This window comes from Dietzia sp. Die43 (genome assembly GCF_024519835.1).
Lineage (GTDB): Bacteria > Actinomycetota > Actinomycetes > Mycobacteriales > Mycobacteriaceae > Dietzia > Dietzia kunjamensis.
Genome location: NZ_JALJRF010000010.1, coordinates 1 through 22,902 on the forward strand (window position 1 = coordinate 1; position 22,902 = coordinate 22,902).

At 71.4% G+C, this 22,902-nt stretch carries 19 protein-coding genes, 1 tRNA gene and 3 pseudogenes; 5 read left to right on the forward strand and 18 right to left on the reverse strand.

Features of this window, described 5'->3' with window-relative positions:
- A pseudogene (locus NR111_RS09775) lies at nt 1-157 on the reverse strand (molybdenum cofactor biosynthesis protein MoaE); the annotation flags it as partial.
- A 52-nt stretch (nt 158-209) separates the two neighbouring features.
- On the opposite strand from NR111_RS09775, the pseudogene NR111_RS09780 reads away from it, so the two are divergent.
- Nucleotides 210-311 (forward strand): annotated as a pseudogene (locus NR111_RS09780) (deaminase); the annotation flags it as partial.
- Between the two features lie 57 nt (nt 312-368).
- On the opposite strand, the gene NR111_RS09785 reads toward NR111_RS09780, so the two are convergent.
- Nucleotides 369-441, reverse strand: a tRNA-Asn gene (locus NR111_RS09785).
- 81 nt (nt 442-522) lie between these two features.
- On the reverse strand, nt 523-2,553 hold the full coding sequence (gene dnaG / locus NR111_RS09790) for a DNA primase (protein WP_067719591.1): 2,031 nt from the start codon (nt 2,551-2,553) through the stop codon (nt 523-525).
- A 68-nt stretch (nt 2,554-2,621) separates the two neighbouring features.
- On the opposite strand from dnaG, the gene NR111_RS18520 reads away from it, so the two are divergent.
- Nucleotides 2,622-4,730 (forward strand): YgcG family protein, encoded by a 2,109-nt coding sequence (locus NR111_RS18520; RefSeq protein WP_067719594.1) that lies wholly within the window; start codon nt 2,622-2,624, stop codon nt 4,728-4,730.
- Nucleotides 4,731-4,734: 4 nt separating this feature from the next.
- Nucleotides 4,735-6,075, forward strand: coding sequence for a serine hydrolase (locus NR111_RS09800; RefSeq protein ID WP_067719914.1), 1,341 nt, complete (start codon nt 4,735-4,737; stop codon nt 6,073-6,075).
- 21 nt (nt 6,076-6,096) lie between these two features.
- Here the strand turns inward: NR111_RS09800 and NR111_RS09805 are convergent, their stop codons facing one another.
- The 3 genes from NR111_RS09805 to NR111_RS09815 all read right to left on the reverse strand — a co-directional run bounded on the left by NR111_RS09805 (nt 6,097) and on the right by NR111_RS09815 (nt 9,507).
- Nucleotides 6,097-7,359, reverse strand: coding sequence for a deoxyguanosinetriphosphate triphosphohydrolase (locus NR111_RS09805; RefSeq protein ID WP_067719597.1), 1,263 nt, complete (start codon nt 7,357-7,359; stop codon nt 6,097-6,099).
- A gap of 77 nt (nt 7,360-7,436) precedes the next feature.
- Nucleotides 7,437-8,054, reverse strand: coding sequence for a YdcF family protein (locus tag NR111_RS09810; protein WP_256820742.1), 618 nt, complete (start codon nt 8,052-8,054; stop codon nt 7,437-7,439).
- 58 nt (nt 8,055-8,112) lie between these two features.
- On the reverse strand, nt 8,113-9,507 hold the full coding sequence (locus tag NR111_RS09815) for a glycine--tRNA ligase (RefSeq protein WP_256820669.1): 1,395 nt from the start codon (nt 9,505-9,507) through the stop codon (nt 8,113-8,115).
- A gap of 187 nt (nt 9,508-9,694) precedes the next feature.
- Between NR111_RS09815 and NR111_RS09820 the strand changes: the two genes are divergently transcribed.
- Together NR111_RS09820 and NR111_RS09825 are read left to right on the forward strand one after the other, a co-directional pair.
- Nucleotides 9,695-10,063, forward strand: a complete 369-nt coding sequence (locus NR111_RS09820; RefSeq protein ID WP_067719606.1) for a helix-turn-helix transcriptional regulator — start codon at nt 9,695-9,697, stop codon at nt 10,061-10,063.
- Nucleotides 10,064-10,067: 4 nt separating this feature from the next.
- A complete protein-coding gene (locus NR111_RS09825) occupies nt 10,068-10,484 on the forward strand; it encodes a Fur family transcriptional regulator (RefSeq protein ID WP_067719609.1) in 417 nt (138 codons plus the stop codon).
- A 19-nt stretch (nt 10,485-10,503) separates the two neighbouring features.
- Here the strand turns inward: NR111_RS09825 and NR111_RS09830 are convergent, their stop codons facing one another.
- The 12 genes and pseudogenes from NR111_RS09830 to NR111_RS09885 form a co-directional block, all read right to left on the reverse strand.
- Entirely contained in the window at nt 10,504-11,316 is an 813-nt protein-coding gene (locus NR111_RS09830) for an isoprenyl transferase (protein WP_119192831.1), read from the reverse strand.
- A complete protein-coding gene (gene recO / locus NR111_RS09835; RefSeq protein ID WP_096905746.1) occupies nt 11,291-12,088 on the reverse strand; it encodes a DNA repair protein RecO in 798 nt (265 codons plus the stop codon). Before recO ends, NR111_RS09830 begins: the two co-directional genes overlap by 26 nt.
- A 97-nt stretch (nt 12,089-12,185) precedes the next feature.
- Nucleotides 12,186-13,094 carry a GTPase Era gene (gene era / locus NR111_RS09840; RefSeq protein ID WP_069389266.1) on the reverse strand — a complete coding sequence of 303 codons (909 nt, stop codon included), beginning with the start codon at nt 13,092-13,094 and terminating at the stop codon, nt 12,186-12,188.
- On the reverse strand, nt 13,091-14,413 hold the full coding sequence (locus NR111_RS09845; RefSeq protein ID WP_256820674.1) for a hemolysin family protein: 1,323 nt from the start codon (nt 14,411-14,413) through the stop codon (nt 13,091-13,093). The genes era and NR111_RS09845 overlap by 4 nt, the downstream gene beginning before the upstream one ends.
- Before the next feature lie 3 nt (nt 14,414-14,416).
- Entirely contained in the window at nt 14,417-14,899 is a 483-nt protein-coding gene (gene ybeY, locus NR111_RS09850; protein WP_007626431.1) for an rRNA maturation RNase YbeY, read from the reverse strand.
- Nucleotides 14,896-16,020, reverse strand: coding sequence for a PhoH family protein (locus NR111_RS09855; protein WP_374210708.1), 1,125 nt, complete (start codon nt 16,018-16,020; stop codon nt 14,896-14,898). Before NR111_RS09855 ends, ybeY begins: the two co-directional genes overlap by 4 nt.
- An 8-nt stretch (nt 16,021-16,028) precedes the next feature.
- Nucleotides 16,029-16,814, reverse strand: coding sequence for a 16S rRNA (uracil(1498)-N(3))-methyltransferase (locus NR111_RS09860; protein ID WP_256820676.1), 786 nt, complete (start codon nt 16,812-16,814; stop codon nt 16,029-16,031).
- Between the two features lie 7 nt (nt 16,815-16,821).
- Nucleotides 16,822-17,985 (reverse strand): molecular chaperone DnaJ, encoded by a 1,164-nt coding sequence (gene dnaJ / locus NR111_RS09865; RefSeq protein WP_119192828.1) that lies wholly within the window; start codon nt 17,983-17,985, stop codon nt 16,822-16,824.
- A 53-nt stretch (nt 17,986-18,038) separates the two neighbouring features.
- Entirely contained in the window at nt 18,039-19,079 is a 1,041-nt protein-coding gene (gene hrcA / locus NR111_RS09870; protein ID WP_132061978.1) for a heat-inducible transcriptional repressor HrcA, read from the reverse strand.
- 57 nt (nt 19,080-19,136) lie between these two features.
- The gene (gene hemW, locus NR111_RS09875; protein WP_256820743.1) at nt 19,137-20,324 is read right to left on the reverse strand and encodes a radical SAM family heme chaperone HemW; all 1,188 of its coding nucleotides are present in this window, start codon (nt 20,322-20,324) and stop codon (nt 19,137-19,139) included.
- 809 nt (nt 20,325-21,133) lie between these two features.
- Nucleotides 21,134-22,522: pseudogene (locus tag NR111_RS09880) on the reverse strand (wax ester/triacylglycerol synthase family O-acyltransferase); the annotation flags it as partial.
- Nucleotides 22,523-22,690: 168 nt separating this feature from the next.
- Nucleotides 22,691-22,900: a hypothetical protein gene (locus NR111_RS09885; RefSeq protein WP_067719646.1), complete on the reverse strand. Its 210-nt coding sequence runs from the start codon at nt 22,898-22,900 to the stop codon at nt 22,691-22,693.
- Between the last annotated feature and the right edge of the window lie 2 nt (nt 22,901-22,902).

Genomic DNA, 22,902 nt, shown 5'->3' on the forward strand with positions numbered 1-22,902 from the left:
GCTTGAGACGCTCGATGAGCTCCGAACACGCCGCGAACGCCTCGGCCCGATGCGGCGCCACGGCGACCACCACCACCGCGACCTCGCCCACCGGCAGAACGCCCACGCGGTGGACGGCCGAGACGCGGACCGTACGCCCGGAATCGGACGCCGAGGTGTGCTCGACCGCGACCTCGTCGCAGAGCCGGGCGAGAGTGTCCCGGGCCGTGGGGGGAGCGGAGTGTGACCTCGAGCTGCTCGAGAGCCGTACCCTCGACGGCCGGATCCAGGAGCTGATCTACCGGCCCACCCTGCACGCCCCACCCGGCTGACCACCCTGAAATGCAGACCAGGTCAGTGGCTCGGAAGCCACTGACCTGGTTGCTGAGCTCCCCCAATTGGACTCGAACCAATAACCCTTCGATTAACAGTCGAATGCTCTGCCAATTGAGCTATGGGGGATCACTGCTGGCGCCCGGCGGTGATGCCGGATACCGAGAACTCACCTTAGTGCGCCGCAGGCCGACGAACCAAATCGGCTGGTCAGGCGATATCCGGAGTAGCGCCGACCGCCTGGTTCAACAGGCCGCGCCGGTACTCCTCCAGAGCCACCAGATCACCGAACAACGCGGAATAACCCTCCGGGTCCTCGGCGGGGCTCATCCGCTGCACCTTGGACTTGAGGTCCGCGATCTGACCCGAGACCCACACCTCCTGCAGACGCGCCAGGACACCGGAGATGTAGCGGGGCAACGCCTCCTCGGACACGCGCAGCGTCTCCACCGCGAGGCTCCCGACCAGTCGGCGCAGCCCGTCGTCGCCCAGCCCCTCGGAGACCTCGGAGACCCAGTTCGCGCCGCTCTTGCCGGCCGCGCACCCCCCAGCCTTCGACAGCGCCTGCGCGATCGTGGCATAGGCGGGGTGGGTGTAGCACTCCTCCGGCAGCGAGTCGAAGAGCGGCCCGGCCAGCCCCGGGTACTGCAGGGCCGCCTTCACGGCCTCCCGCTGGGGCCACAGCACCGGGTCCGCGGCGGCGGGGATGGGCACGCCCGCCGGCACCTCCGGCGTCTGCGGAGCTGCGCGGCCGCCGGCCTCGTCGTCGTCGTATCCCCCACGTCCACGACCCGCGCCGCCCCCACGCTCGGCGGTGTCCCACCCCGGTCGGGCTCCCCCGCCCGGTCCACCGGGGGCACGCTTGCGCAACCCGGGACCCGACCCTGCCGACCGCGCGCGGCCCTTCTTGCGCGCCTCCTCGCGGACGCGGCGCACCACCGTCGCCGGGTCGTCCCAGCCGACCCAGCCGGCGAGCTGGCGAGCGTACTCGTCACGCAGCGTCGAATCGCGGATGTCCGCCACCACCGGCACCGTGCGACGCAGTGCCTCCACACGCCCCTCGGCGTGGTCGAGGTCGTAGTCCTCGAGCATCGAGCGGATCGCGAACTCGAACATCGGCACCCGCGCGGACACGAGATCCCGCACCGCCGCGTCGCCCTTGTTCTGACGCAGGTCGCACGGATCCGTCCCCGGCGGGGCCACCGCCACGAACGTCCGGCCGGAGAACTGCTGATCCCCCGAGAACGCCCGGAGCGCGGCCTTCTTGCCGGCCTCGTCACCGTCGAAGGTGTAGATGATCTCGCCGCGGAAGTAGTTGTCGTCCAACATCAGGCGCCTCAGCGTCGACAGGTGGTCCTCGCCGAACGCGGTGCCACACGCGGCGACCGCGGTCGTGACGCCGGCCGCGTGCATGGCCATGACGTCAGTGTACCCCTCGACCACGACCGCGCGGCGCTGCGAGGCGATCTCCCGCTTGGACAGGTCCAGACCGAAAAGCACCTGCGACTTCTTGTAGAGCATCGTCTCGGGCGTGTTCATGTACTTGCCCAGCGTGTCGTCCTCGAACAGCTTGCGCGCGCCGAACCCGATCACCTCACCGCCGAGATTGCGGATGGGCCACAGCAACCGGCGGTGGAAACGGTCGATGAGGGTGCCACGCGAACTCGTCTTGGACAGCCCGGCCGCCTCCAGCTCCTTGGGCTCGAACCCCTGGCGCATGAGGTGCTTGCTCATGGTGTCCCAGCCGGCGGGCGCGTATCCACAGCCGAAGTGCTGGGCCTGGGTCATGTCGAACCCGCGGTCGGTGAGGAAGGTGCGCGCCGTCTCCGCCTCCGGGTCCTGCGCCAACCGCTCGGCGTAGAACTTCTGCGCGGCCGCGTTGGCCTGCGCCAGCCGGGACCGCGTGCCGCGATCGCGCTGGATGACCTGCCCGCCACCCTCGTAGGAGATGCGGTAGCCCAGCCGGTCGGCCAGCTGCTCCACCGCCTCGACGAAGCTGATGTGCTCCATCTTCATGAGGAACGCGAAGACGTCGCCACCCTCACCCGTCGAGAAACAGTGGAAGTAGCCGTGCTGCGGACGCACGTGGAACGAGGGGGTCTTCTCGTCCTTGAACGGGGACAGCCCCTTGAGCGAGTCCGCGCCACCTGGTTTGAGCGCGACGTACTCGCCGACGATCTCCTCGATACGGGTGCGTTCGCGGATCGCGGCGATGTCCTGCTCCGGAATCCGCCCTGCCATGACGCCCAGAGTAGCCGCCTCCGGCGAGGACCGGCGTGCCCCCTGTTCGGGGCCGATACGCTGGGGCCATGATCGCCGCCCAACTCCCGCCCGCCGCCGCCCGGCGACCCCGTTCCCGGTTCAGCCAGGCCCCGGTGACAGCGCTCGCGACGGTGGTCGCGTTCCTGGCCTTCGCGCTGGTGTGGGCCGCCCCCGGCGCCTCCGCCGAGCCCCCGTCGAACCTGCAGCAGCAGCTCACCGACTCCGCGGGGGTCCTCGGCGGCGACACCCCCGAGGTGGAGAGCAGACTGGCCGAACTGCGCTCGACCGACCAGATCCAGCTGTGGGTGACGTTCGTCGACACCCTCGACGGCATCCCGGTCGAGCAGTGGACGCAGCAGACCCGGGAACTGTCCGACCTGGGCGCGTCCGACGCACTGCTCGTGGTGGCCGTGGACGAGGGCAGGTACTGGTTCGAGTTCGACGACCCCGAGGCCTCGCCCACTGCCGATCAGCTGACCGCGCAAGAGATCGCCGACCGCGACATCGAACCGCGCCTCGCCGCCGGCGACTGGGCCGGCGCCGTCACCGGCGCGGCCGACGGGCTCGAACGCCAGGGCTCCGGCTCGGAGATCTCGCCGTTCGCCATCCTGGCCATCATCGTGGTGATCATCGCCCTCGTCGCGGCCGTGGTCCTGTTCGCCCGCCGGCGCCGCGCCACGCGGACGGCCAGGCAGGCCGAGGACGCCCGCGACATCCCCGGCGACGACACCGCCCGAATGTCCGCCCTGCCGGTGGAGGTCCTCGACGCGCGCGCCCGCTCCGGGTTGGCCGATGCCGACCAGTCGGTGGACGCCTCCACGGACGCCCTCGAGACCGCCGCAGGCGAGTTCGGCGAGCTGCGTACCCGGCCGTTCCGCTCCGCGCTCGACTCGGCACGAGCCGAGGTCGCCGCCGCGCACGCACTCGTCCAGCGGCTCGACGACGACATCCCCGAGACGCCCGACCAGCGCAAGGCCATGCTGCTCGAGGTGGCCGCCCGCGCCGAACGCGCCGAACGCGGCCTCGAGGGACAGGCCACGGCCTTCGCCGAGATGCGCGACCTGCTCATCAACGGCGCCGCCTCCGTCGACACGCTCACCCGCCGCGCGGTCTCCCTGCGCGCCCGGCTCCCCGAGGCCGAGAAGACCATGGCGGACCTGCGCGAGCGGTTCCCGTCGGCCGTGCTCTCCTCCATCTCCGACAACCTCTCGCTGGCCGGTGAACTGCTCGACGCCGCGGAAGGCGAGACCGTCCGCGCCCGCGCGGCACTGGCCCGGCCGGTGGGCGAACAGGGCGAGGCCGTGGACGCCATCACCTCCGCCGAAGGCGAGCTGTCCCGGGCCGAGAAGCTGGTCAACGGCGTCGAACACGCCGCCGACGACATCGCGACCGCGCGCCGCGACCTCGACCCGCTGATCGAGGAGGTCGAGGAGGAACTGACCATGGCCTCGCGGCTGCTGGCGTCGACCGACGTCAGTGACACCTCCAGCCAGACCCTCACGCAGGTGGCCGCCGCGGCGCGCGAGGCGGTCGACGCGGCCCGCCGCGACGGTCAGACCGATCCGCTGGGGACCTTCTCCCACCTCATCGACGTGGACCGCGACCTCGACGAGGCCCTGGCCGCCGCCGGGCACGAGGCCGAGGCCGCCAACCGCGCCCGTGCCGCCCGCCGGGCCGCGATCACCCGCGCCGCGGGGGCGGTCCGCGAGGCCGACGACTTCATCGGCAGCCGCTCGTACGTGATCGGCCAGGCCGCCCGCACGCGCCTCGCGGCCGCGAAGAGCTCGCTGGCGACCGCCGAGGGCACGGTCGGCCCGGCCGCGTTCCCTGCCGCCGAGCGCGCGCTCAACCTCGCCCGCGAGGCGCTCCGTCTCGCGCAGAGCGACGCCTCCCGGCCCCAGTACTCCGGCGGCTACGGCGGGTACGGCGGCCGGGGCGGCCCGTACGGACGCGGCGGACGGCGCGGGTCCAACACCGGCGCGATGGTCGGCGGCATGGTCGCCGGCGCGCTCATCCAGGGGATGCTCCGCGGCGGCGGTGGCGGTTTCGGATCCGCCCGCGGCTTCGGCGGCGGCGGCCTCGGTGGCGGATTCGGCGGTGGCTTCGGAGGCGGTGGCGGCGGCTTCGGCGGTGGCGGCGCGGGCGGGCGGTTCTGACCCCATGACACGTCGTCGGAAAGTTCTCATCGCGGTGGTCGCGGTGGTCGCGCTCCTCGTCGCAGCCGTGGTCGCGGTGGGCGTCTGGTACCGGCCGATGCTGCTCACCGGCACCGGGTACGCCGCCCACAACGCCTGCGCCCTGCACTACCTCGTGGGCCGCGAGGACTACGACACCGACCTCCCGCCCAATCCGCTGGTGCCCGTCATGCGGACATCGGTCGACGAGGAGGCCGGGACCGCGACCGCCTCGGTGCTGGGGGTGGGCTTCCGGCAGACCGCCCACGTCTCCGAGCACGGCTGTGCCCTCGGTGACCGCGCGGCGGGATCGCAGGGCAGTGAGCCGCCCCCGCCGCTGCGCGGGGATGGCCCTCAGGGCATCCGCCTGGCAGAGGCGTCCGACGCACCGGACGAGGTCTCGTCGGCACTGGATGAGGCCGCGGCGCAGGAGGGGACGCGGGGCCTCGTCGTCGTCCATCGCGGCGAGATCCTCGGCGAGCGGTACGCCGACGGTTTCGGCCCCGACACCCGCCAGCTCGGCTGGTCCATGGCCAAGAGCGTCGCCGCCACCCTGGTGGGGCGCGCGCAGGTCGAGTTCCGCGACGCCGACCTCGACCCCGCCACCACCGGCCTGCGCCCCGAATGGACCGACGAGCGGTCGCAGATCTCGCTGGACCACCTGCTGCGCATGACCTCCGGCCTCGACTGGGACGAGGAGTACGACCTGGGCACACCCATCACCCGGATGCTGTTCCTCGAACCCGACATGGCCGCCTTCGCCGCCTCCCAACCGGCCGCCCACGCCCCCGGCGAGTTCCGCCAGTACTCGTCCGGCACGAGCAACATCGTCTGCGACCTGCTGCACGAACGCACCGGGCTGGGGCCGGAGATGGCCGCGGAACTGCTCTTCCGCCCGCTCGGGATGCGCAGCGCCGTCCTCGAGGCCGACGCCTCGGGCGGGTCGGTGTGTAGTTCGTACCTGTGGGCGAGCCCGCGCGACTGGGCGCGGTTCGGTCAGTTCGTGCTCGACGACGGCGAGGTGGACGGACAGCGGCTGCTGCCCGCGGGGTGGATGGATTACGCGACGACCGGGGTCCCGGCGGGCGGCGAGCCCGAACCGTACGGCGCCCAGTGGTGGCTGAACACGGCCGGTGACGGGACCCCGCTCCGGTTCACGGACATGCCGACCGACGCGTTCTGGGCCTCCGGGCACGACGGGCAGTACGTCGTGGTGGTCCCCTCGGCCGATCTCGTGGTGGTCCGCACCGGCTTCTCCCCCGGCTCGACCCTCGACGCGGTGGGCGTGGACCGGCTGGTCGGCGAGGTCGTGCGCGCGGTCGGTTGACGGGCGCCGAGGGCGGGCGGCTCAGCCCCAGGCGGCCTGGATGCCGGCGCTCGCCCGGTCGACCCGCTCGAGCCGGCTCTCGGTGTACAGGGCGATCTGGTCGACGATCACCCGCATCCGCGCGGCGTCGTCCGGCGCCGAATCCCACAGCGGGCGGAGGACCGGGTCGAGGCCCGCGGGCGCGGACTGGGCGAGGAACTCCGCCACCCGATGGATCCGGTCCCGCTGGCGGTCCTGCCGGAGGCGGTGGCCGGGGTCGCTCATGACGTAGCGCACCGCCATCGTCTTGAGCATCACCACCTCGGCCTCGACTTCCACCGGCACCTCGAGACCCGCGCTGTAGCGGCCGTGCGGCCTGGCCCCGTGCACCTCGCGGGTGGCGTGGATGGCGGGCATGACGAACCGGCCCACCAGCTCACTGGTCAGGGCCTTGAGCGCCACGAACCCGGTGAAGCTCTCGGAGAACGGCTGCACGGCGCGGACCACCTCGAGCGCACCGAGACGCCCGGCGGCCTGCTCCAGCTGATCGGCGTCCGGACCGCGGAACTCCTCCGCGCCCAGTTCCGCGAGCGCCGCGACCTCCGACCGGTCGGACAGCGAGCGCAGGTCCAGCCGGCCGGCGACGATCGCGTCTTCGACATCGTGGACCGAATAGGCAACGTCGTCGGAGAAGTCCATGATCTGGGCCTCGAGGCACCGGGTGTCCCCGGGAGCGCCCTGCCGGATCCACGCGAGGGTGTCCGCGTCATCGGCGTAGGCGCCGAACTTCCGCGTCCCCTCCCGCGGCAGCCACGGGTACTTGGTGGCCGCGTCCAGCGCGGCGCGGGTGAGGTTCAACCCCACCCCACGGCCGGAGGCGTCGACGACCTTGGGCTCGAGCCGCGACAGGATCCGTACGGTCTGAGCGTTGCCCTCGTAGCCGCCGAACCCGCGCGCGACCTCGTCCAGCGCCCGCTCGCCGTTGTGGCCGTAGGGCGGGTGTCCGATGTCGTGGCTCAGGCCCGCCAGGTCCGCCAGGTCCGGGTCGCTCCCCAGCCCGGCCGCGATACTGCGGGAGATCTGGGCGACCTCGAGCGAATGGGTGAGGCGGGTCCGCGGGGTGTCGCCGTCCCCGGGGCCGACCACCTGGGTCTTGTCGGCGAGTCGGCGCAATGCGGCCGAATGCAGGACGCGGGCGCGGTCCCGGTCGAACGGGCTGCGTTCGCTCGCCTTCCCGCGGGCGCGGCCGGAACCCTCGTCGACCCGGCGCTCGGCGTCCGCGGCGTCGTACGCGTATCCCGTCATCCACTTCTCCTCCGGGCGTCACCGCCCCGTCATCCCTGCGGCAGGCCGCATCCGCACGCGCGACCCGCCCCGGCGGTTCAGTCCGGGAAGTCCACACTGCTCCCGGCGAGCCGGTGGTACTGGTACCAGAGCACCGCGCCCGTCTCCCGGATGATCCCCATGATCTGGTTCTCCCGGGTCCACACCGCCGGCCCGTGGCGGGTCGGCGAGGTCCACGCGTCCAGCCCCGCGTCCCGCGCCATCATGCGCGAGCGATACGAGTGCGTGGGGTCGCTGACCAGCACCACCGACTGCCCGCCCTGGTCGCGCACGGTCTGGGCCGCGGCGTCCAGACTGCCCTCGGTGTTGGTCCCGGTCTCCACCGCCAGGATCACCTCCGGGGGCACGCCGAGGCGGGTCAGATAGGCCCGCCCCGACCCGGCCTCCGTGTACAGGTCACCCGGCTGGCTACCACCGACCGTGATGACCTGGGGCGCGACCCCCTCCTCGAAGAGCAGGGCCGCGTGCTCCAGCCGGGCCTGGAACACGGGGGTGGGGATGCCGTTGTACTGCGCCGCGCCCAGCACCACGATCGCGTCGGCCGGAGATCGATCGTCGACACGCGCCACGGACCACACCCGGAACGAGATGAATCCGGGTATGACCAGGCACAACAGCAGTGCGATGGCCAGGAGCCAGCCGACGGCCCTGGACACCGCACGGAGCGGGGACCGGGTTGTTCTTCTCACCCGACCAGTGTGCCAGGGGAGTCCGTCAGCACCCGATCAGGCGCTGGGCGAGGTACCCCTCGACCTGGTCGATCGCCACGCGCTCCTGCGCCATGGTGTCTCGCTCACGGATGGTCACGGCCTGGTCCTCCAGGGTGTCGAAGTCGACCGTGATGCAGAACGGGGTGCCGATCTCGTCGTGGCGGCGGTAGCGGCGACCGATGGCCTGGGCGTCGTCGAAGTCGACGTTCCAGTTCTTGCGCAGCTGGGCCGCCAGATCACGGGCCTTGGGCGACAGGTCCGCGTTGCGCGACAGCGGCAGCACCGCGGCCTTGACCGGCGCGAGCCGGCGGTCGAGCTTGAGCACCGTCCGGGTGTCCACTCCGCCCTTGGCGTTGGGCGCCTCGTCCTCCGTGTAGGCGTCCACGAGGAACGCCATGAGCGAGCGGGTCAGGCCGAAGCTCGGCTCGATGACGTAGGGGATGTACTTCTCGCCCGAGGCCTGGTCGAAGTACTGCAGGTCCTCACCGGAGTGGGTCTGGTGCTGCGTGAGGTCGTAGTCCGTGCGGTTGGCGATACCCATGAGCTCGCCCCACTCGTTGCCGGAGAACCCGAACTTGTACTCGAAGTCGATCGTGCCCGCCGAGTAGTGGGCGCGCTCGTCCTCGGGGACGTCGAAGCGACGCAGGTTCTGCGGGTCGATCCCCAGGTCCACGAACCAGTCCCAGCAGTCCTCGACCCACGTCGTGAAGTACTCGTCCGCCTCGTCGGGCTTGACGAAGTACTCGATCTCCATCTGCTCGAACTCGCGGGTGCGGAAGATGAAGTTGCCGGGGGTGATCTCGTTGCGGAACGCCTTGCCGATCTGGCCGATACCGAACGGCGGCTTGCGACGCGCGGTGGTCATGACGTTCTTGTAGTTGATGAAGATGCCCTGCGCGGTCTCCGGACGCAGGTAGTGCAGGCCGGTCTCGTTGTCCACGGGGCCGAGGAAGGTCTTCATCAGGCCCGAGAACAGCTGGGGCTCGGTCCACTGGCCCTTGTTCCCGCAGTTGGGGCAGGCGATCTCCGACATCGGGGCCTCGGTCGGGTGATCCAGCTTCTTCTTGGCGGCGTACGCCTCCTGGAGATGGTCCTGACGCAGCCGGGTGTGGCAGGACCTGCACTCGACCAGGGGGTCGGTGAACGTCTCGACGTGGCCGGAGGCCTGCCACACCTGGCGGGGCAGGATGATCGACGAGTCCAGGCCCACCACGTCGTCCCGGCCGGTGACGAAGGTGCGCCACCACTGCTTCTTGATGTTGTCCTTGAGCTCCACACCCAGGGGGCCGTAGTCCCACGCCGAGCGCGTACCGCCGTAGATCTCGCCACACTGGTACACCAGTCCTCGGCGCTTGCAGAGGTTGACGACGGTGTCGATGACGGAAGCTGAGGCTGCCACGTCGGGGGTTCTCCCTTGGTGAGTCGGTTGGCGGAGGCGTCGGATGGACCACCTCGGCGCGGGCCGGCGCCCGGGCACTTTCACCAGGGTATCCGGTCGGGCCCCCGGGTCTGGGATACTGGGGTCCCCTACCCGATACGACGCCGGCGGCGACCGAGCCCGGGAGCGAGCCCGGAAGGTGGAGACGATGCACAGCGGACCCCGATCGACCGGATCCGACCCGGTCACGGACGTCCACGACGCCGACCACCGGGCCTCCCCGGTCCCCCTGCCGCCCGAGCGGGTGGTGTCCGCGGCCGGGGAACTGCTCCGGGCCCTGTCCGCCCCGCTGCGTATCGCGATCGTGCTGCAGCTCCGGGACGGTCCCCGGTGCGTGCACGAGTTGGTCGACGCACTCGGCGTCACCCAGCCGCTGGTCAGTCAGCACCTGCGCATCCTCAAGTCCTCCGGCGTGGTCTCCTCCCACCGGCAGGGTCGGGAGATGCGCTACGAACTATTGGACGAGCATCTGCTCGACATCGTCGAGGCGGCCGTCGGGCACGCCGGGGAGCAGTAGATCCATGACGACACCGGACAAGCCGATCGGCGTGCGGTCGACCCGACAGCGCAGCGCGATCTCCGCTCTGCTCGACGAGTCCAAGGGCTTCCGTTCCGCCCAAGACCTGCACGCCGAACTCCGTGAGCGCGGGGACACGATCGGGCTGACCACCGTGTACCGGACCCTGCAGTCGATGGCCGACGCGGAGGCCGTCGACGTGCTGCGGACCGACTCCGGGGAACTGATCTTCCGCAAGTGCTCCGACTCGCACCACCATCACCTGGTGTGCCGCGTATGCGGGTTCACCGTGGAGGTGGAGGAGCCGGGGGTCGAGGTGTGGGCCCACCGCGCGGGCCGGGCACACGGGTTCACCGACGTCAGCCACACCGTCGAACTGTTCGGCCTGTGCGCGGAGTGCGCGGCGGGCCAGGCGGGCTGACTGACCGGGCGTCCGAGTGTCAGGGGCTGGTGACGCCGCCGAAGCGCCGGTCACGCTCGGCGTACTCCAGGCACGCCGCCCACAGGTCGCGGCGGTCGAAGTCCGGGAACAGCGTGTCCTGGAAGACGAACTCGGCATAGGCGGCCTGCCACAGCATGAAGTTGGACGTGCGCAGCTCCCCGGACGGCCGCAGGAACAGGTCCACGTCCGGCATGTCCGGCTCGTCGAGGAACTGGGAGAAGTTGTCCTCCGTCAGGTCGTCGGGCGAGAGTTCGCCGGCGGCCACGCGGCGGGCGAAGTCGCGGGCGGCGTCGACGATCTCGGCGCGACCCCCGTAGTTCACGCACATGGCCAGGGTCATGACCGTGTTGTCGCGGGTGAGCTCCTCGGCCTCCTCGAGTTCCGAGATCACCGACCGCCACAGCCGGGGTCGCTGCCCCGCCCACCGGACCCGCACCCCCAGCGAGTGCATCTCGTCCCGGCGGCGGCGCAGGACGTCCCGGTTGAAGCCCATGAGGAATCGGACCTCCTCGGGACTGCGCTTCCAGTTCTCGGTCGAGAAGGCGTAGGCGGACAGGTACGGGATACCCATCTCGATACAGCCCTGCACGACGTCCATGAGCACGGCCTCGCCGCGCTTGTGCCCCTCGGTGCGGGGCAGACCGCGCTCCTGCGCCCAGCGGCCGTTGCCGTCCATGACCAGCGCGACGTGGCGCGGCACGAACTCGGCCGGGATGGCCGGCGGGCGGGCACCCGACGCGTGCGGGGTGGGTGGCCGGACCGTGGTCGACCGCGGGGCGGGACGCTTACGAAATCTGGGTAGTCCGGGCACGGGACTCCTCTACTGGCTCGACGGGGCCGACCGTGCCGCGGTCGACCAGGGGCAGGCTGCGCAGGTCTCGTTCGAGATGCCACTGCAGGTGTGCGGCGGCGATGCCGGAGGCCTGCCGCACGACGGCGGGCGAGGACACCCCGACGGCGTCCCACTCCCCCGCCAACAGCGCGGACAGGTGCTCGGCGACGCCGGGTGAGAGCATCGCGCATCCCTGCGGGCGGCAGTGCACGCACACGGTCCCGCCGGACGCGACGTGGAAGGCCCGGTGCGGGCCCACCACGCCGCAACGCACGCAGCAGTCCAGGACGGGCTCCCAGCCGGAGGCGGACATGGCGCGCAGGAGGAACGCGTCGGCCACCAGGCCCGGCTCGCGGCGGTGCTCGGCCAGGGAGCGCAGGGCGTTCACGGCGAGGCCGAGCAGCCGCGGGGTGGGCGCCCCCTCCTCGCCCGCGAGGCGCTCGGCGGTCTCCAGGACCACGCACCCGGAGGTGTACGCCGGGTAGTCCGCCACCAGCGGACGAGCCAGGGACTCACGACTGCTGGCCTGGCGGACGGTCCCGAGCCCACTGCGACCACGGCCCGGGGCGATCTGCACCTCCACCACCGCGAACGGCTCGAGGCTCGCGCCCATCCGGGACCGGGTGCGGCGTACGGCCCGGGCGACGGCGCGGACGAGCCCGTGCCGCTCGGTCAGCAGGGTGACGATCCGGTCGGCTTCCCCGAGGTCGTAGGTGCGCACGACGAGGCCCGTGTCGGTGAAGGGATGCATCCGGGCCTCCTTCCGGGGCGATGTCCGGGCGGGCGCGCACGCGGGTGCGTGCGCGCTCAGGTGTCCAGTGTCCCACGGGCCAAGAGCCGTGGAGAGGCTAGAAGCCCAGGCGTCCCAGCATCTTGGGGTCGCGCTGCCACTCCTTGAGGACCTTGACGTGCAGGTCGAGGTAGACCTTGGTGCCGAGCAACTTCTCGATGCCGGCCCGGGCGGTGGTGCCGACCTCGCGCATCCGCGAGCCGCCCTTGCCCAGGACGATCGACTTCTGGCTCTGTCGTTCCACGTACACGGTGGCGTGGACGTCCACCATGTCGTCGCGGCCCTCGTGCGGCAGGATCTCCTCGATCGACACGGCGATCGAGTGGGGCAGCTCGTCGCGGACGCCCTCGAGGGCCGCCTCGCGGATGAGCTCGGCCATGCGGCTCTCGTCGGACTCCTCGGTGATGATGTCGTCGGGGTAGAACTGGGGCCCCTCGGGCAGCAGGGTCGCGATGACGTCGGCCACCACGTCGACCTGCTCGCCGGACGCGGCCGACACCGGGACGACCTCCGAGTCCGGTCCGAGGAACTTCGATACGGCCACGAGCTGCTCCATGACCTTCTTCTTGGAGACGGTGTCGATCTTGGTCACCAGCCCGAGCACCGGCGTGGTGGGGCACAGCTTGCGGACCTGCTCGAGGATCCAGCGGTCCCCGGGGCCGATGCGCTCCCCGGCGGGGATGCACAAGCCGATGAGGTCGACATCGGAGTAGGTGTCCTCGACCAGCGCGTTGAGCCGCTCGCCGAGCAGGGTGCGGGGGCGGTGCAGTCCGGGGGTGTCGACCAGGATGATCTGGGCGTCCGGCCGGTGCACGATCCCGCGGATCGCGTGCCGTGTGGTCTGCGGCCGCGAGGAGGTGATGGCGATCTTCTCCCCCACGAGCGCGTTGGTCAGGGTGGACTTGCCCGTGTTGGGTCGGCCCACGAAGCTGACGAACCCGCTACGGAAGTTCTCGGGAGTGCTCATCGGTTGTCCTCGCGCTGGGGGTCGTCGTCGTTGTCGTCGTTCTTCTCGGTCCGCTCGGCCACCACGGTGACCACCTTGACCCGTCCGCGCCGGTCGTGGCCGCCCTCGGCGCGCAGGTCGAGCCCGGTGGACGCGACGTGCGCGCCGGGCAGCGGGACGCGCCCGAGCTCCAGGGCGAGCAGCCCGCCCAGGGTCTCGACCTCCTCGGTCACCTCGTCGGCGAACTCGACGTCGAACAGCTCGGCCACCTCGTCCAGTCCGAGCCGGGCGGACAGGCGGTAGCGCCCGTCACCGAGATCCTCGACGGGCGGCACCTCGGTGGTGTCGTACTCGTCGACGATCTCCCCGACGATCTCCTCGAGGATGTCCTCGATGGAGACCAGCCCGGCGGTCCCGCCGTACTCGTCGACGAGGATCGCCAGGTGGTTGTGGTCCCGCTGCATCTCGGCCAGCAGGTCGTCGATCCGCTTGGCGTCGGGCACGAACACCGCGGGGCGCATCACGTCGGCCACCGGGGCGGCGCGCCCGTCCGGGTCGTCGAGCCGGGCGACGATGTCGCGCAGGTAGACGACGCCCACCACGTCGTCGGAGTTGTCCCCGTCGACCACCGGGATACGCGAGTACCCGGACTTCACGGTGAGCCGCGCGGCCTGGCCGACCGTCTTGTCCGACTCGATCCACACCATCTCGGTGCGCGGGGTCATCACCTCGCGCGCGGTGGTGTCACCGAGTTCGAACACCGACTGGATCATGCGGGACTCGTCGTCGGCCACGACCCCGCGCTCGCGGGCCATGTCGACGATCTCGAGCAGCTCGATCTCGGAGGCGAACGGTCCGTTGCGGAAACCGCCGCCGGGGGTGACGGCGTTGCCCAGGCCGACGAGCAGGGTGGCGACGGGGCCCAGGACGAACCCGGTCACGGTCAGCGGGGTCGCGGCGCCCAGGGCGAGGGAGTAGGCGTGTTGTCGGCCGAGGGTGCGGGGTCCGACCCCGGCCACGATGTAGGCGGCGACGGTGGTCACCACGACGGCGACGGCCAGCGCCCAGCCCGTGGAGTCGATGAGGTCGTTGAACACGACGGTGAACAACACCGCCGCGGCCACCAGGCTCAGCATGTGGAGCAGGACGGTGACGTTGATGTACCGCGGCCGGGTGGCGAGCATCTTCGACAACCGCGTCGCGCCGTGACGGTTCTCCTTGTCCATCTCCTCGACGCGGGCCACCGAGACCGTGCTCAGGGCGGCGTCGAGGGCGGCGAACAGTCCGGCGACGGGGATGAGCACCACGGCCGCGACGGCCGTGAGGATGGTGGTGTCCACGTCTCAGGCGTCCACTCTCGGGGACTCGTCGCGGTGGTCGTACCACTCGCCCAGCAGTTCGTTCTGGAGGCCGAACATCTCCCGCTCCTCGGCGGGCTCCGCGTGGTCGTACCCCAGCAGGTGCAGGCACCCGTGGACGGTGAGCAACGCGAGTTCGTGGGCGAGGGGGTGCCCGGAGCTGGCGGCCTGGTCGGCGGCGAACGCCGGGCACAGGACGATGTCGCCGAGCATGGCCGGTCCGGGTTCGGGCAGGTCGGGTCGGCCTCCGGGCGTGAGCTCATCCATGGGGAAGCTCATGACGTCGGTGGGGCCGGGCAGGTTCATCCACGTCACGTGGAGATCGGCCATCGTGTCCTTGTCGACGAGGGTGATCGACAGTTCGGCGGCCGGGTGGACGTCCATCCGGGCGATCACGAACGCGGCCACGTCGATGAGTTCTGCCTCGTCGACCTCCACGCCCGACTCGTTGGCGACCTCGATGCTCATCGGCGGCGCTGCTCCCTGTTCTTGTGGATGGTGGGTCGCTCGCCTCGTTCGAGGCGCGCTTCGTGCTTGGCGTAGGCGTCGACGATCCGCCCGACCAGCGCGTGGCGGATGACGTCGCGGGAGGTGAGTTCGGAGAAGTGGATGTCGTCGACCCCGGTGAGGATGTCGCGGACGACCTTCAGGCCCGAGCGCTGCCCGCCGGGGAGGTCGATCTGCGTGATGTCCCCGGTCACGACGATCTTCGAGCCGAAGCCGAGCCTCGTGAGGAACATCTTCATCTGCTCGGGCGTGGTGTTCTGCGCCTCGTCGAGGATGATGAACGAGTCGTTGAGCGTCCGCCCGCGCATGTACGCCAGCGGCGCCACCTCGATCACCCCGGCCGCCATGAGCTTCGGGATGGCCTCGGGGTCCATCATGTCGTGCAGCGAGTCGTACAGCGGCCGCAGGTACGGGTCGATCTTCTCGTGCAGGGTGCCGGGCAGGTAGCCCAGGCGTTCACCGGCCTCGACCGCGGGCCGGGTGAGGATGATGCGGCTGACCTCCTTGGCGCGCAGCGCGGCGACGGCCTTGGCCATGGCGAGGTAGGTCTTGCCGGTGCCGGCGGGGCCCAGTCCGAACACGATCGTGTGGTCGTCGATGGCGTCGACGTATCGCTTCTGGCCGAGGGTCTTGGGCCGGATCATGCCGCCGCGGCGCGACAGGACGTCGGTGCCGAGCACCTCCTCGGGCGTGAGCGGCCCCGAGTCGGCGAGGATCTCCACCGAGCGGCGCACCGAGGCGGGGGTGATCTCCACTCCCCTGCGGGCCTGCCGCAGCAGGTCGGACACGACCCGGGAGGCACGGTCCACGTGGGGCGGATCGCCCGAGATGGTCATGGTGCCACCCCGCACGTGCAGGTCCGCGTCGAGCAGGTCCTCGAGGGCGCGGAGGTTGGCGTCGGCGGTGCCGAGCACCGCCATCGCCAGGTCCGGGTCCAGCTGGACGGCCGTGCGGGCGGAGGAGTCGCCGGTGTCGCGTCGGACGCCACCGGTGTCGGTGGCCGTGGCGGGATCCCGGTCGTTCCCGGTGGGACGGTCGTTTCCGGTGGCGCTGTCGCTTCCTGCGGTGCTTACGTGGATCACTTCCCGTGTCATGGTGAGGTTGGATCGAGTGTAGACCCCGCGGGCGACCATCTCGGTGTGAGAACGCCGAGTGCGGCCAGCGCCACGGTGGCGGCGGTGGAGGTGCGGAGCACCTCCGGGCCCAGGACGACGGGCCGGGCGCCTGCCGCGGTCAGTGCGTCGAGTTCGGCGTCGGAGACCCCGCCCTCGGGGCCGACGACGACGAGGACCCGCGTCGCCGGCGGGCCCGCGGTGACCGCGTCGGCGAAACCGGCGGCGCCGTCCTCGTGCAGGACGAGTACGCGGGCACCTGCGTCGACCTCGGAGGCGACCAGGGCGGCGAGGGCGGTCGAGTCGACGAGGTCGCCGATCTCGGGCTCCCACGCCCGCCGCGACTGCTTGGCTGCGGCGCGGGCGGCGTTGGTCCACTTGGTGCGGCCCTTGTCGACCTTGGGGCCGGTCCAGCGGCTCACGCAGCGGTCGGCCTGCCACGGCACGATCCGGTCGGCTCCGGCCTCGGTGGCCAGCTCGACAGCCAGCTCGGACCGCTCGGACTTGGGCAGGGCCTGCACGACGGTGACCTCCGGGGTGGGGCGTGGGACGTCGACCCGGGTGACGACCTCCGCCTCGACCCTGCCGGAACTCGTCGTCATCACCACACAGTCCGCCACCACTCCCCGACCGTCACCGACCCGGACGGCCTCCCCCACCCGGACGCGGAGCGCGGATCCGGCGTGCCGGCCCTCCGGCCCGTCGAGCACCAGTGTCTCGCCGACACCGGGGACCGTCCCGGCCCGGAACAACGACGGGGTCACGGGCGCCTCAGTGCCCCGCGACGGCGTCGCGCAGGCGGGAGAACAGGCCACCGCGGCGGGCGGTGTCCTCGTTGACGACCTCGGCCGAGTCGCCGTCGAGGCGGCGCAGCTGCTCGACCAGGTCGCGGCGCTTGCGGTCCAGCTTCTCCGGGACCACGACCTCCATGTGGACCGTGAGGTCGCCGGCGCCGCCGCCGCGCACGCGGGGCATCCCACGGCCGGTCAGCGTGACGGTGTGACCGGGCTGGGTACCGGACGGGATGTCGATCGTCAGGGGCTCGCCCACGACGGTCTCGAGTTCGACCTCGCCGCCCAGCATGGCGTCGACGACGGGCACGCGGACGGTGCAGTGCAGGTCCTCGCCGTCGCGGACGAACACCGGGTGGTTGCGCTCGTTGACCTCGATGTACAGGTCGCCGGCGGGACCGCCACCGGGACCGACCTCACCCTGCCCGGACAGGCGGATGCGCATGCCGCCGCCGACGCCGGCGGGGATCTTGGCCGAGACGGTGCGGCGCTTGCGGACGCGGCCCTGGCCGGTGCACTCACCGCACGGGTCGGTGATGATCTCGCCGGTGCCCGCGCAGGTGGGGCACGGGCGGCTGGTCATGATGTTGCCGAGCAGCGACCGCTGGACGGACTGGATCTCGCCCTGGCCCTGACACATGCCACACGTGGCTGGCGGCGTGTCCGTGGCCGACCCCTTGCCGTGGCACTTCTCGCACAGCACGGCGGTGTCGACCTGGATCTCCTTGGTGACTCCGGTGGCGCACTCGTCCAGGCCCAGGGTCACGCGGATGAGGGCGTCCGAGCCGGGCTGCACGCGGCTGCGCGGACCGCGGCCGCCGCCGCCTCCCCCGCCGCCGCCGAAGAAGGCCTCGAACACGTCACCGAGGCCGCCGCTGCCGAAGCCACCACCGAAGCCGCCGCCGCCGTAACCGGCGCCGGGCGAGGAGTCCAGCGGGTCGCCGCCCATGTCGACGACCCGGCGCTTCTCGGGGTCGGTGAGCACCTCGTAGATCGCGGTGATCTCACTGAACTTCTCACGCGCCTCGTCCGACGGGTTGACGTCGGGGTGGAGCTCCCGGGCGAGCTTGCGGTAGGCGCGCTTGATCTCGGATTCCGAGGCGCCCCTATCGACCCCGAGGGTCCCGTAGTAGTCGCGTGACACGTGTGGCCTTTCGTCGAGAGGAAGTTCTGGCTCCGGGAAGGAGCGTACGGACGTCAGCGCCCGGTGATGAGCTCGCCCACGTAGTGGGCAACAGCGGCGACCGAGGCGATTGTTCCCGGGTAGTCCATCCGTGTGGGCCCGAGCACCCCCATCCCACCGAATGTCTGGCCCTCCGCCCCGTACTGCGAGGACACCACGGAGGCGCCGCGGATCTCGGCGGCCTGGGTCTCCGCCCCGATCTGGACGGTGACACCCCCCGGCCCTCCCCGGCCCACCGAGTGGGCCGCGGTGAGCAGTCGCAGGATCACGACCTGCTCCTCGAGCGCCTCGAGGACCGAGCGCAGGGAGCCGTCGAAGTCGGCGGCGCTGCGGGTGAGGTTGGCCGTGCCGCCGAGGACGATCCGGTCGTCGGGATGTTCGACGAGCGTGCCGACCAGGACCGCGACGCAGCGCTCGACCGCGTCGCGGATCTCGGGACGGGCCCGGTCGCCCGTGGAGGTCAGGGCCTCGGAGGCGTCGGGCAGGCGTTTGTCGGCGACGGCCTCGGACAGCAGGGTCCGCAGTTCCCCGAGGAGCTCGTCGGTCAACGGCGCGGCCAGCTCCACCGTCCGTTGATCGACGCGGCCGGTGTCGGTGATGAGGACCAGCAGCAGGCGGGTGGGGCTCAGGCTCACCACCTCGAGGTGGCGCACCGTGGAGCGACCGAGGACCGGGTACTGGACGACGGCGACCTGACGGGTGAGCTGGGACAGCAGCCGTGCGGCCCGCCGGAGGACGTCGTCCAGGTCGACGGCGCCCTCGAGGAAGGCCTGGATCGCCCGGCGTTCCGCGCGCGACAGCGGGGTGATCTCCTCGATGGAGTCGACGAAGTGCCGGTAGCCCTTCTCCGTGGGGACCCGACCGGAACTGGTGTGGGGTTGGACGATGAACCCCTCGGCCTCGAGCACGGCCATGTCGTTGCGGATGGTGGCGCTGGACACGCCCAGTGAGTGCCGGTCGACGAGGGCCTTGGACCCGACCGGTTCGTGGGAGGCGATGTAGTCTGAGACGATCGCGCGTAAGACGTCGGTCCTACGATCGGCCGTACTCGACATGCTCGCTCCTCCCTGTCCTCGTCGTGGCGATTCTATGCCACTTCCCGGGCCGACGGTTCAGACGAGGACGTCGCGCACGACCCCGTCGGCCAACAACCGGCCCGCCTCGGTGAGCGCGTAACCGGGGCCCGCGGGATCGCCGGCCGGCCGTCGCCGGAGCAGTCCGGCCGCCACCTGGGTGTCGGCGCGGGTCCGCTCGTCGGCGGTGAAGGCGCCGTCGCCGAGCCCCTCGGCCAGTCGGAGCCCGGTCATGATGCGCTCGATGTGGCGGTCGGTGTCGGTGAGGAGTTCCCCGCCGTCCACGGGCAGCCGGCCCGCGTCGCACTCGGCGGCGTAGCGGGCGGGATGCTTGACGTTCCACCACCGGGCCCCGGCGACGTGCGAGTGCGCGCCCGGCCCGATGCCCCACCAGTCGCCGCCGCGCCAGTAGCCCATGTTGTGGCGGCAGTATCCCGAGGAATCGGTGGCGAAGTTGGAGACCTCGTACCAGTGGAACCCGGCGCGGGCCAGACGCTCGGCCACCTGCTCGTAGCGGTCGGCCAGGACGTCGTCGACCGTGCCCGGCATCTCACCGCGGCGGATGCGGCGGGCCAGCGCGGTACCGTCCTCCACGATCAGCGAGTAGGCGGAGACGTGGTCGACCCCGGCGTCGACGACCGCGTCGAGCGTCCGCGCCAGGTCGTCGTCCGTCTCCCCCGGGGTGCCGTAGATGACGTCGAGGTTGACGTGCTCGAACCCGGCCCGCAGGGCCTCGGCCACCGCCTCCTGCGGTCGTCCGGGGGTGTGGGTCCGGTCGAGGACGCGCAGAACGTGGGCGGCCGTCGACTGCATGCCCAGGGAGATGCGGGTGAATCCGCCCTCACGCAACCGGGCGAAGAACTCCGGCGAGGTGGACTCCGGGTTGCTCTCGGTGGTGACCTCCGCGCCGGGCGCCAGTCCGAACGCCGAGTCGATGCGCTCGAGCAGGCCCACGAGGACGTCCGCGCCGACCAGCGACGGGGTGCCGCCGCCGATGAAGACCGTGTCGACTTGCGGGGGCGTGCCCGTCGCGGCCAGGGCCTGCGCGGCCCGGTCGATCTCGATAGCCGCGGCCCGTTCCCAATCGACCGGGGAGGTCGCCGAGCCGAGTTCGCCGGCGGTGTAGGTGTTGAAATCGCAGTATCCGCACCGGGTGGAGCAGAACGGCACGTGGAGGTAGATGCCGAAGGGCGCCCGCGGATCGCGGGTCGGGGGCGCACTCGCCAGTGTGGCGGGGTCGTGGGGCGCGGCGGTCACACCTGACCGGTCTGGGTGTCCGATGAGGTCTCATCTCCAGTCGGGTCCGGGGCGGGCAGGGTCTCGATCGGCGGGGTCGGCGTCGCCGAGATCTCGTCGTCGCCAAGGACTGTAGCCGCGGGCGCGCTGTAGGTCGGTGCCTGGGCGGCATCGTCGGGGGTACCCGGTCCCGCGGGAGCCTCCGGCGCGGTTGTCCGACGATCGGGCCCGGCCGCGGTCTGCGTGGGCGCGGTCTGCGTGGGCGCGGTCTGCGAGGTCGCGGCCGGTGTGGAGGCTGCGGGCTTGGACCCGGTCGGCTTCGCCGCGCGCTTCTGCTGCGAACTCGTCGTGGCCGGGGTCTTTCTTGCCGAGGTCTTTTTTGCCGGAGCCTTCGTCGCCGGTGCCTTTTTCGCGGGCGCCTTTTTCGCGGGCGCCTTCTTCGCGGGAGCCTTTTCCGCCGAGACCTTCTCCGCGGGCGCTTGCTTCGCGGCCGCCTTCTTGGCCGGGGCCTTCTTCGCGGGCGCCTTCTTGGCCGGAGCCTTCTTCGCAGGCGCCTTCTTCGCAGGCGCCGTCGTGGCACCCACCTCTCCGGCGGCGGGCCGCGAGGCCGCGTCCGCGCCGGACTCGTCCTGCGTGGCCTCCCGGGTCGAAGCGCGCTCGCGCCCGGTCACCGCCGTGGCCTTGGACCCCGATTTCGCGGACTCCTTGGACGCCTGGCGGGCAGCACTGCGCTGCTCCTTTCGCTCCTGCGCCAACTCGCCCGCCGATTTGCGCGCGGCGGTGGGGGTGCCGCTTTTCTCCCGCTCCTCCGCCGCGACCACGAACTCCGCCAGAGCGTCCTCGACCGCGTTCGCCAACGGCCAGGGATCCGGGACGAGGTCACGACACCCGATGAACCCGAAGTGCAGACTGCCGTCCAGCGACATCACGGTGCAGTTGAGGCCCGCGCCGTGGAAGACCGGGCCCAGGGGCAGCATCTTCTCGATCTTCGCGCCGAGGAAGTACAGCGGGAAGTTGGGGCCGGGCACGTTCGAGATCACGAGGTTGTGCACCACGGGGTGGCGCTCGGAGAGCCGTAGGCGCGAGTACATCCGGACCGCGGAACCGAACACCGAGGGCGCCGCGAACTGCGCCCAGTCGGTGAGCAGGTTGGCGTCCAATGCGTCGGTGTGGTCCTTGGCGACGGTGTTGGCGTCGCGGATCGCCTCGAGCCGGCCGACCGGATCGTCGATGTCGGTGGCCAGCGACATGAACATGCCCGAGACACGATTGGTGCCGGGGCGGGACTCCGCGGCGTGCACGGACATCGGGACCATGGCGATCAACGGCTTGCGCGGCAGTGCGTCCCGGTCGTCGAGGTACTTGCGCAGGGCGGTCGAACAGACCGCGAGTACCACGTCGTTGACCGTGGTGCCGAACGCGTTCTTGACCCGCTTGATGTCCTCCAGGTCCACGCTCGCGTAGGAGATCGACCGGTGCCCGGTGATCGTGCGGTTGAACGGGGTCCGCGGGGCGGTGAACGGTGCGGGCATCGCCAGACCCTTGCGGGCGCGGTTGATCCACGACGGGAGCACCCCGACCGTCCCCGGCAACAGGGAGGCGAGTCGCCATGGCGTGGCCAGGCGCGACAGGGCGCCGCCGACGGCGAGTTCCAGGGCGCCGGACCCACCGGCGGTCTCCTCGACCAGCTCCTCGTCGAGCTCCGGCTCGTCCGGTGAGAGGGTGCACAGCTGCGACAGCATGTTCGCGCCGGTGACGCCGTCGACGGTCGAGTGGTGCATCTTGGCGAAGACCGCGACCCGACCGTCCGGCAGTCCCTCGATGACATACATCTGCCACAGCGGCATCGACCGGTCGATCGGCTGACTGCCCAGGTGGGCGCACAGTTCGGCGAGCTCGTGGTCCCCGCCGGGCTCCGGTATACCGACGCGGTGGAGGTGGTGGTCGATGTCGAAGTCCTCGGCCTCGACCCACACCGGATGGTCCACGTTGAGCAGCGAGTCGTGCAACTTGCGCCGGAACGGTGGCATGGCGGTGATCCGACGTCGGAGCTCGGTCCGCAGGGCCTCGAAGGAGTACCCGTCCTCCATTCCGGAGACGTCCAGGACGATCAGCCCGCACACGTGCAGGAGCTGGGACCTGGTCTCGAAGTAGAGAAAGCTGGCATCGAGCCCACTCAAGCGCTGCATGTCGAGGAGTGTACGGCCGGACGGCGCCGCGTGGCGGTGGTTGGAATTCCGCGGCGATCGCGGAAATGTCGCCGTGGAACGGGGGTCAGAGCACCTCGACGAGGACCCATGCGATCACGACGAGCGCGATCAGCAGGACCAGGGCGAGTGTCACACGCGACCGGGGCATCAACGGACCTCCTTCCGGGTCTCGACGGTTCTCGGGGCGACGAGCGCCCGGAACCGGTGGACGAGGACATCCGCGGCCTTCTCGACCGCCACCGCGACGAGGAAGAACAGCGGGAGCCCCATCACGAGCAGGATCATCACCTGCAACGGGAACGGCAGGGTGGCGAGCCAGAGCTCGACTCTGTCCCAGAACTGCAGGAACGCCGTCACGT

Bases quoted from the DNA above. Each gene is read 5' to 3' on its own strand.
- dnaG (WP_067719591.1), bottom strand. From the start codon at position 2,553: ATGGCAGGGCGGATTCCGGAGCAGGACATCGCCGCGATCCGCGAACGC.
- era (WP_069389266.1), bottom strand. From the start codon at position 13,094: ATGAGCACTCCCGAGAACTTCCGTAGCGGGTTCGTCAGCTTCGTGGGC.
- NR111_RS09805 (WP_067719597.1), bottom strand. From the start codon at position 7,359: ATGACGGGATACGCGTACGACGCCGCGGACGCCGAGCGCCGGGTCGAC.
- recO (WP_096905746.1), bottom strand. From the start codon at position 12,088: ATGCATCCCTTCACCGACACGGGCCTCGTCGTGCGCACCTACGACCTC.
- hrcA (WP_132061978.1), bottom strand. From the start codon at position 19,079: ATGTCGAGTACGGCCGATCGTAGGACCGACGTCTTACGCGCGATCGTC.
- NR111_RS09800 (WP_067719914.1), top strand. From the start codon at position 4,735: ATGACACGTCGTCGGAAAGTTCTCATCGCGGTGGTCGCGGTGGTCGCG.
- NR111_RS09820 (WP_067719606.1), top strand. From the start codon at position 9,695: ATGCACAGCGGACCCCGATCGACCGGATCCGACCCGGTCACGGACGTC.
- NR111_RS18520 (WP_067719594.1), top strand. From the start codon at position 2,622: ATGATCGCCGCCCAACTCCCGCCCGCCGCCGCCCGGCGACCCCGTTCC.
- NR111_RS09825 (WP_067719609.1), top strand. From the start codon at position 10,068: ATGACGACACCGGACAAGCCGATCGGCGTGCGGTCGACCCGACAGCGC.
- ybeY (WP_007626431.1), bottom strand. From the start codon at position 14,899: ATGAGCATCGAGGTCGCCAACGAGTCGGGCGTGGAGGTCGACGAGGCA.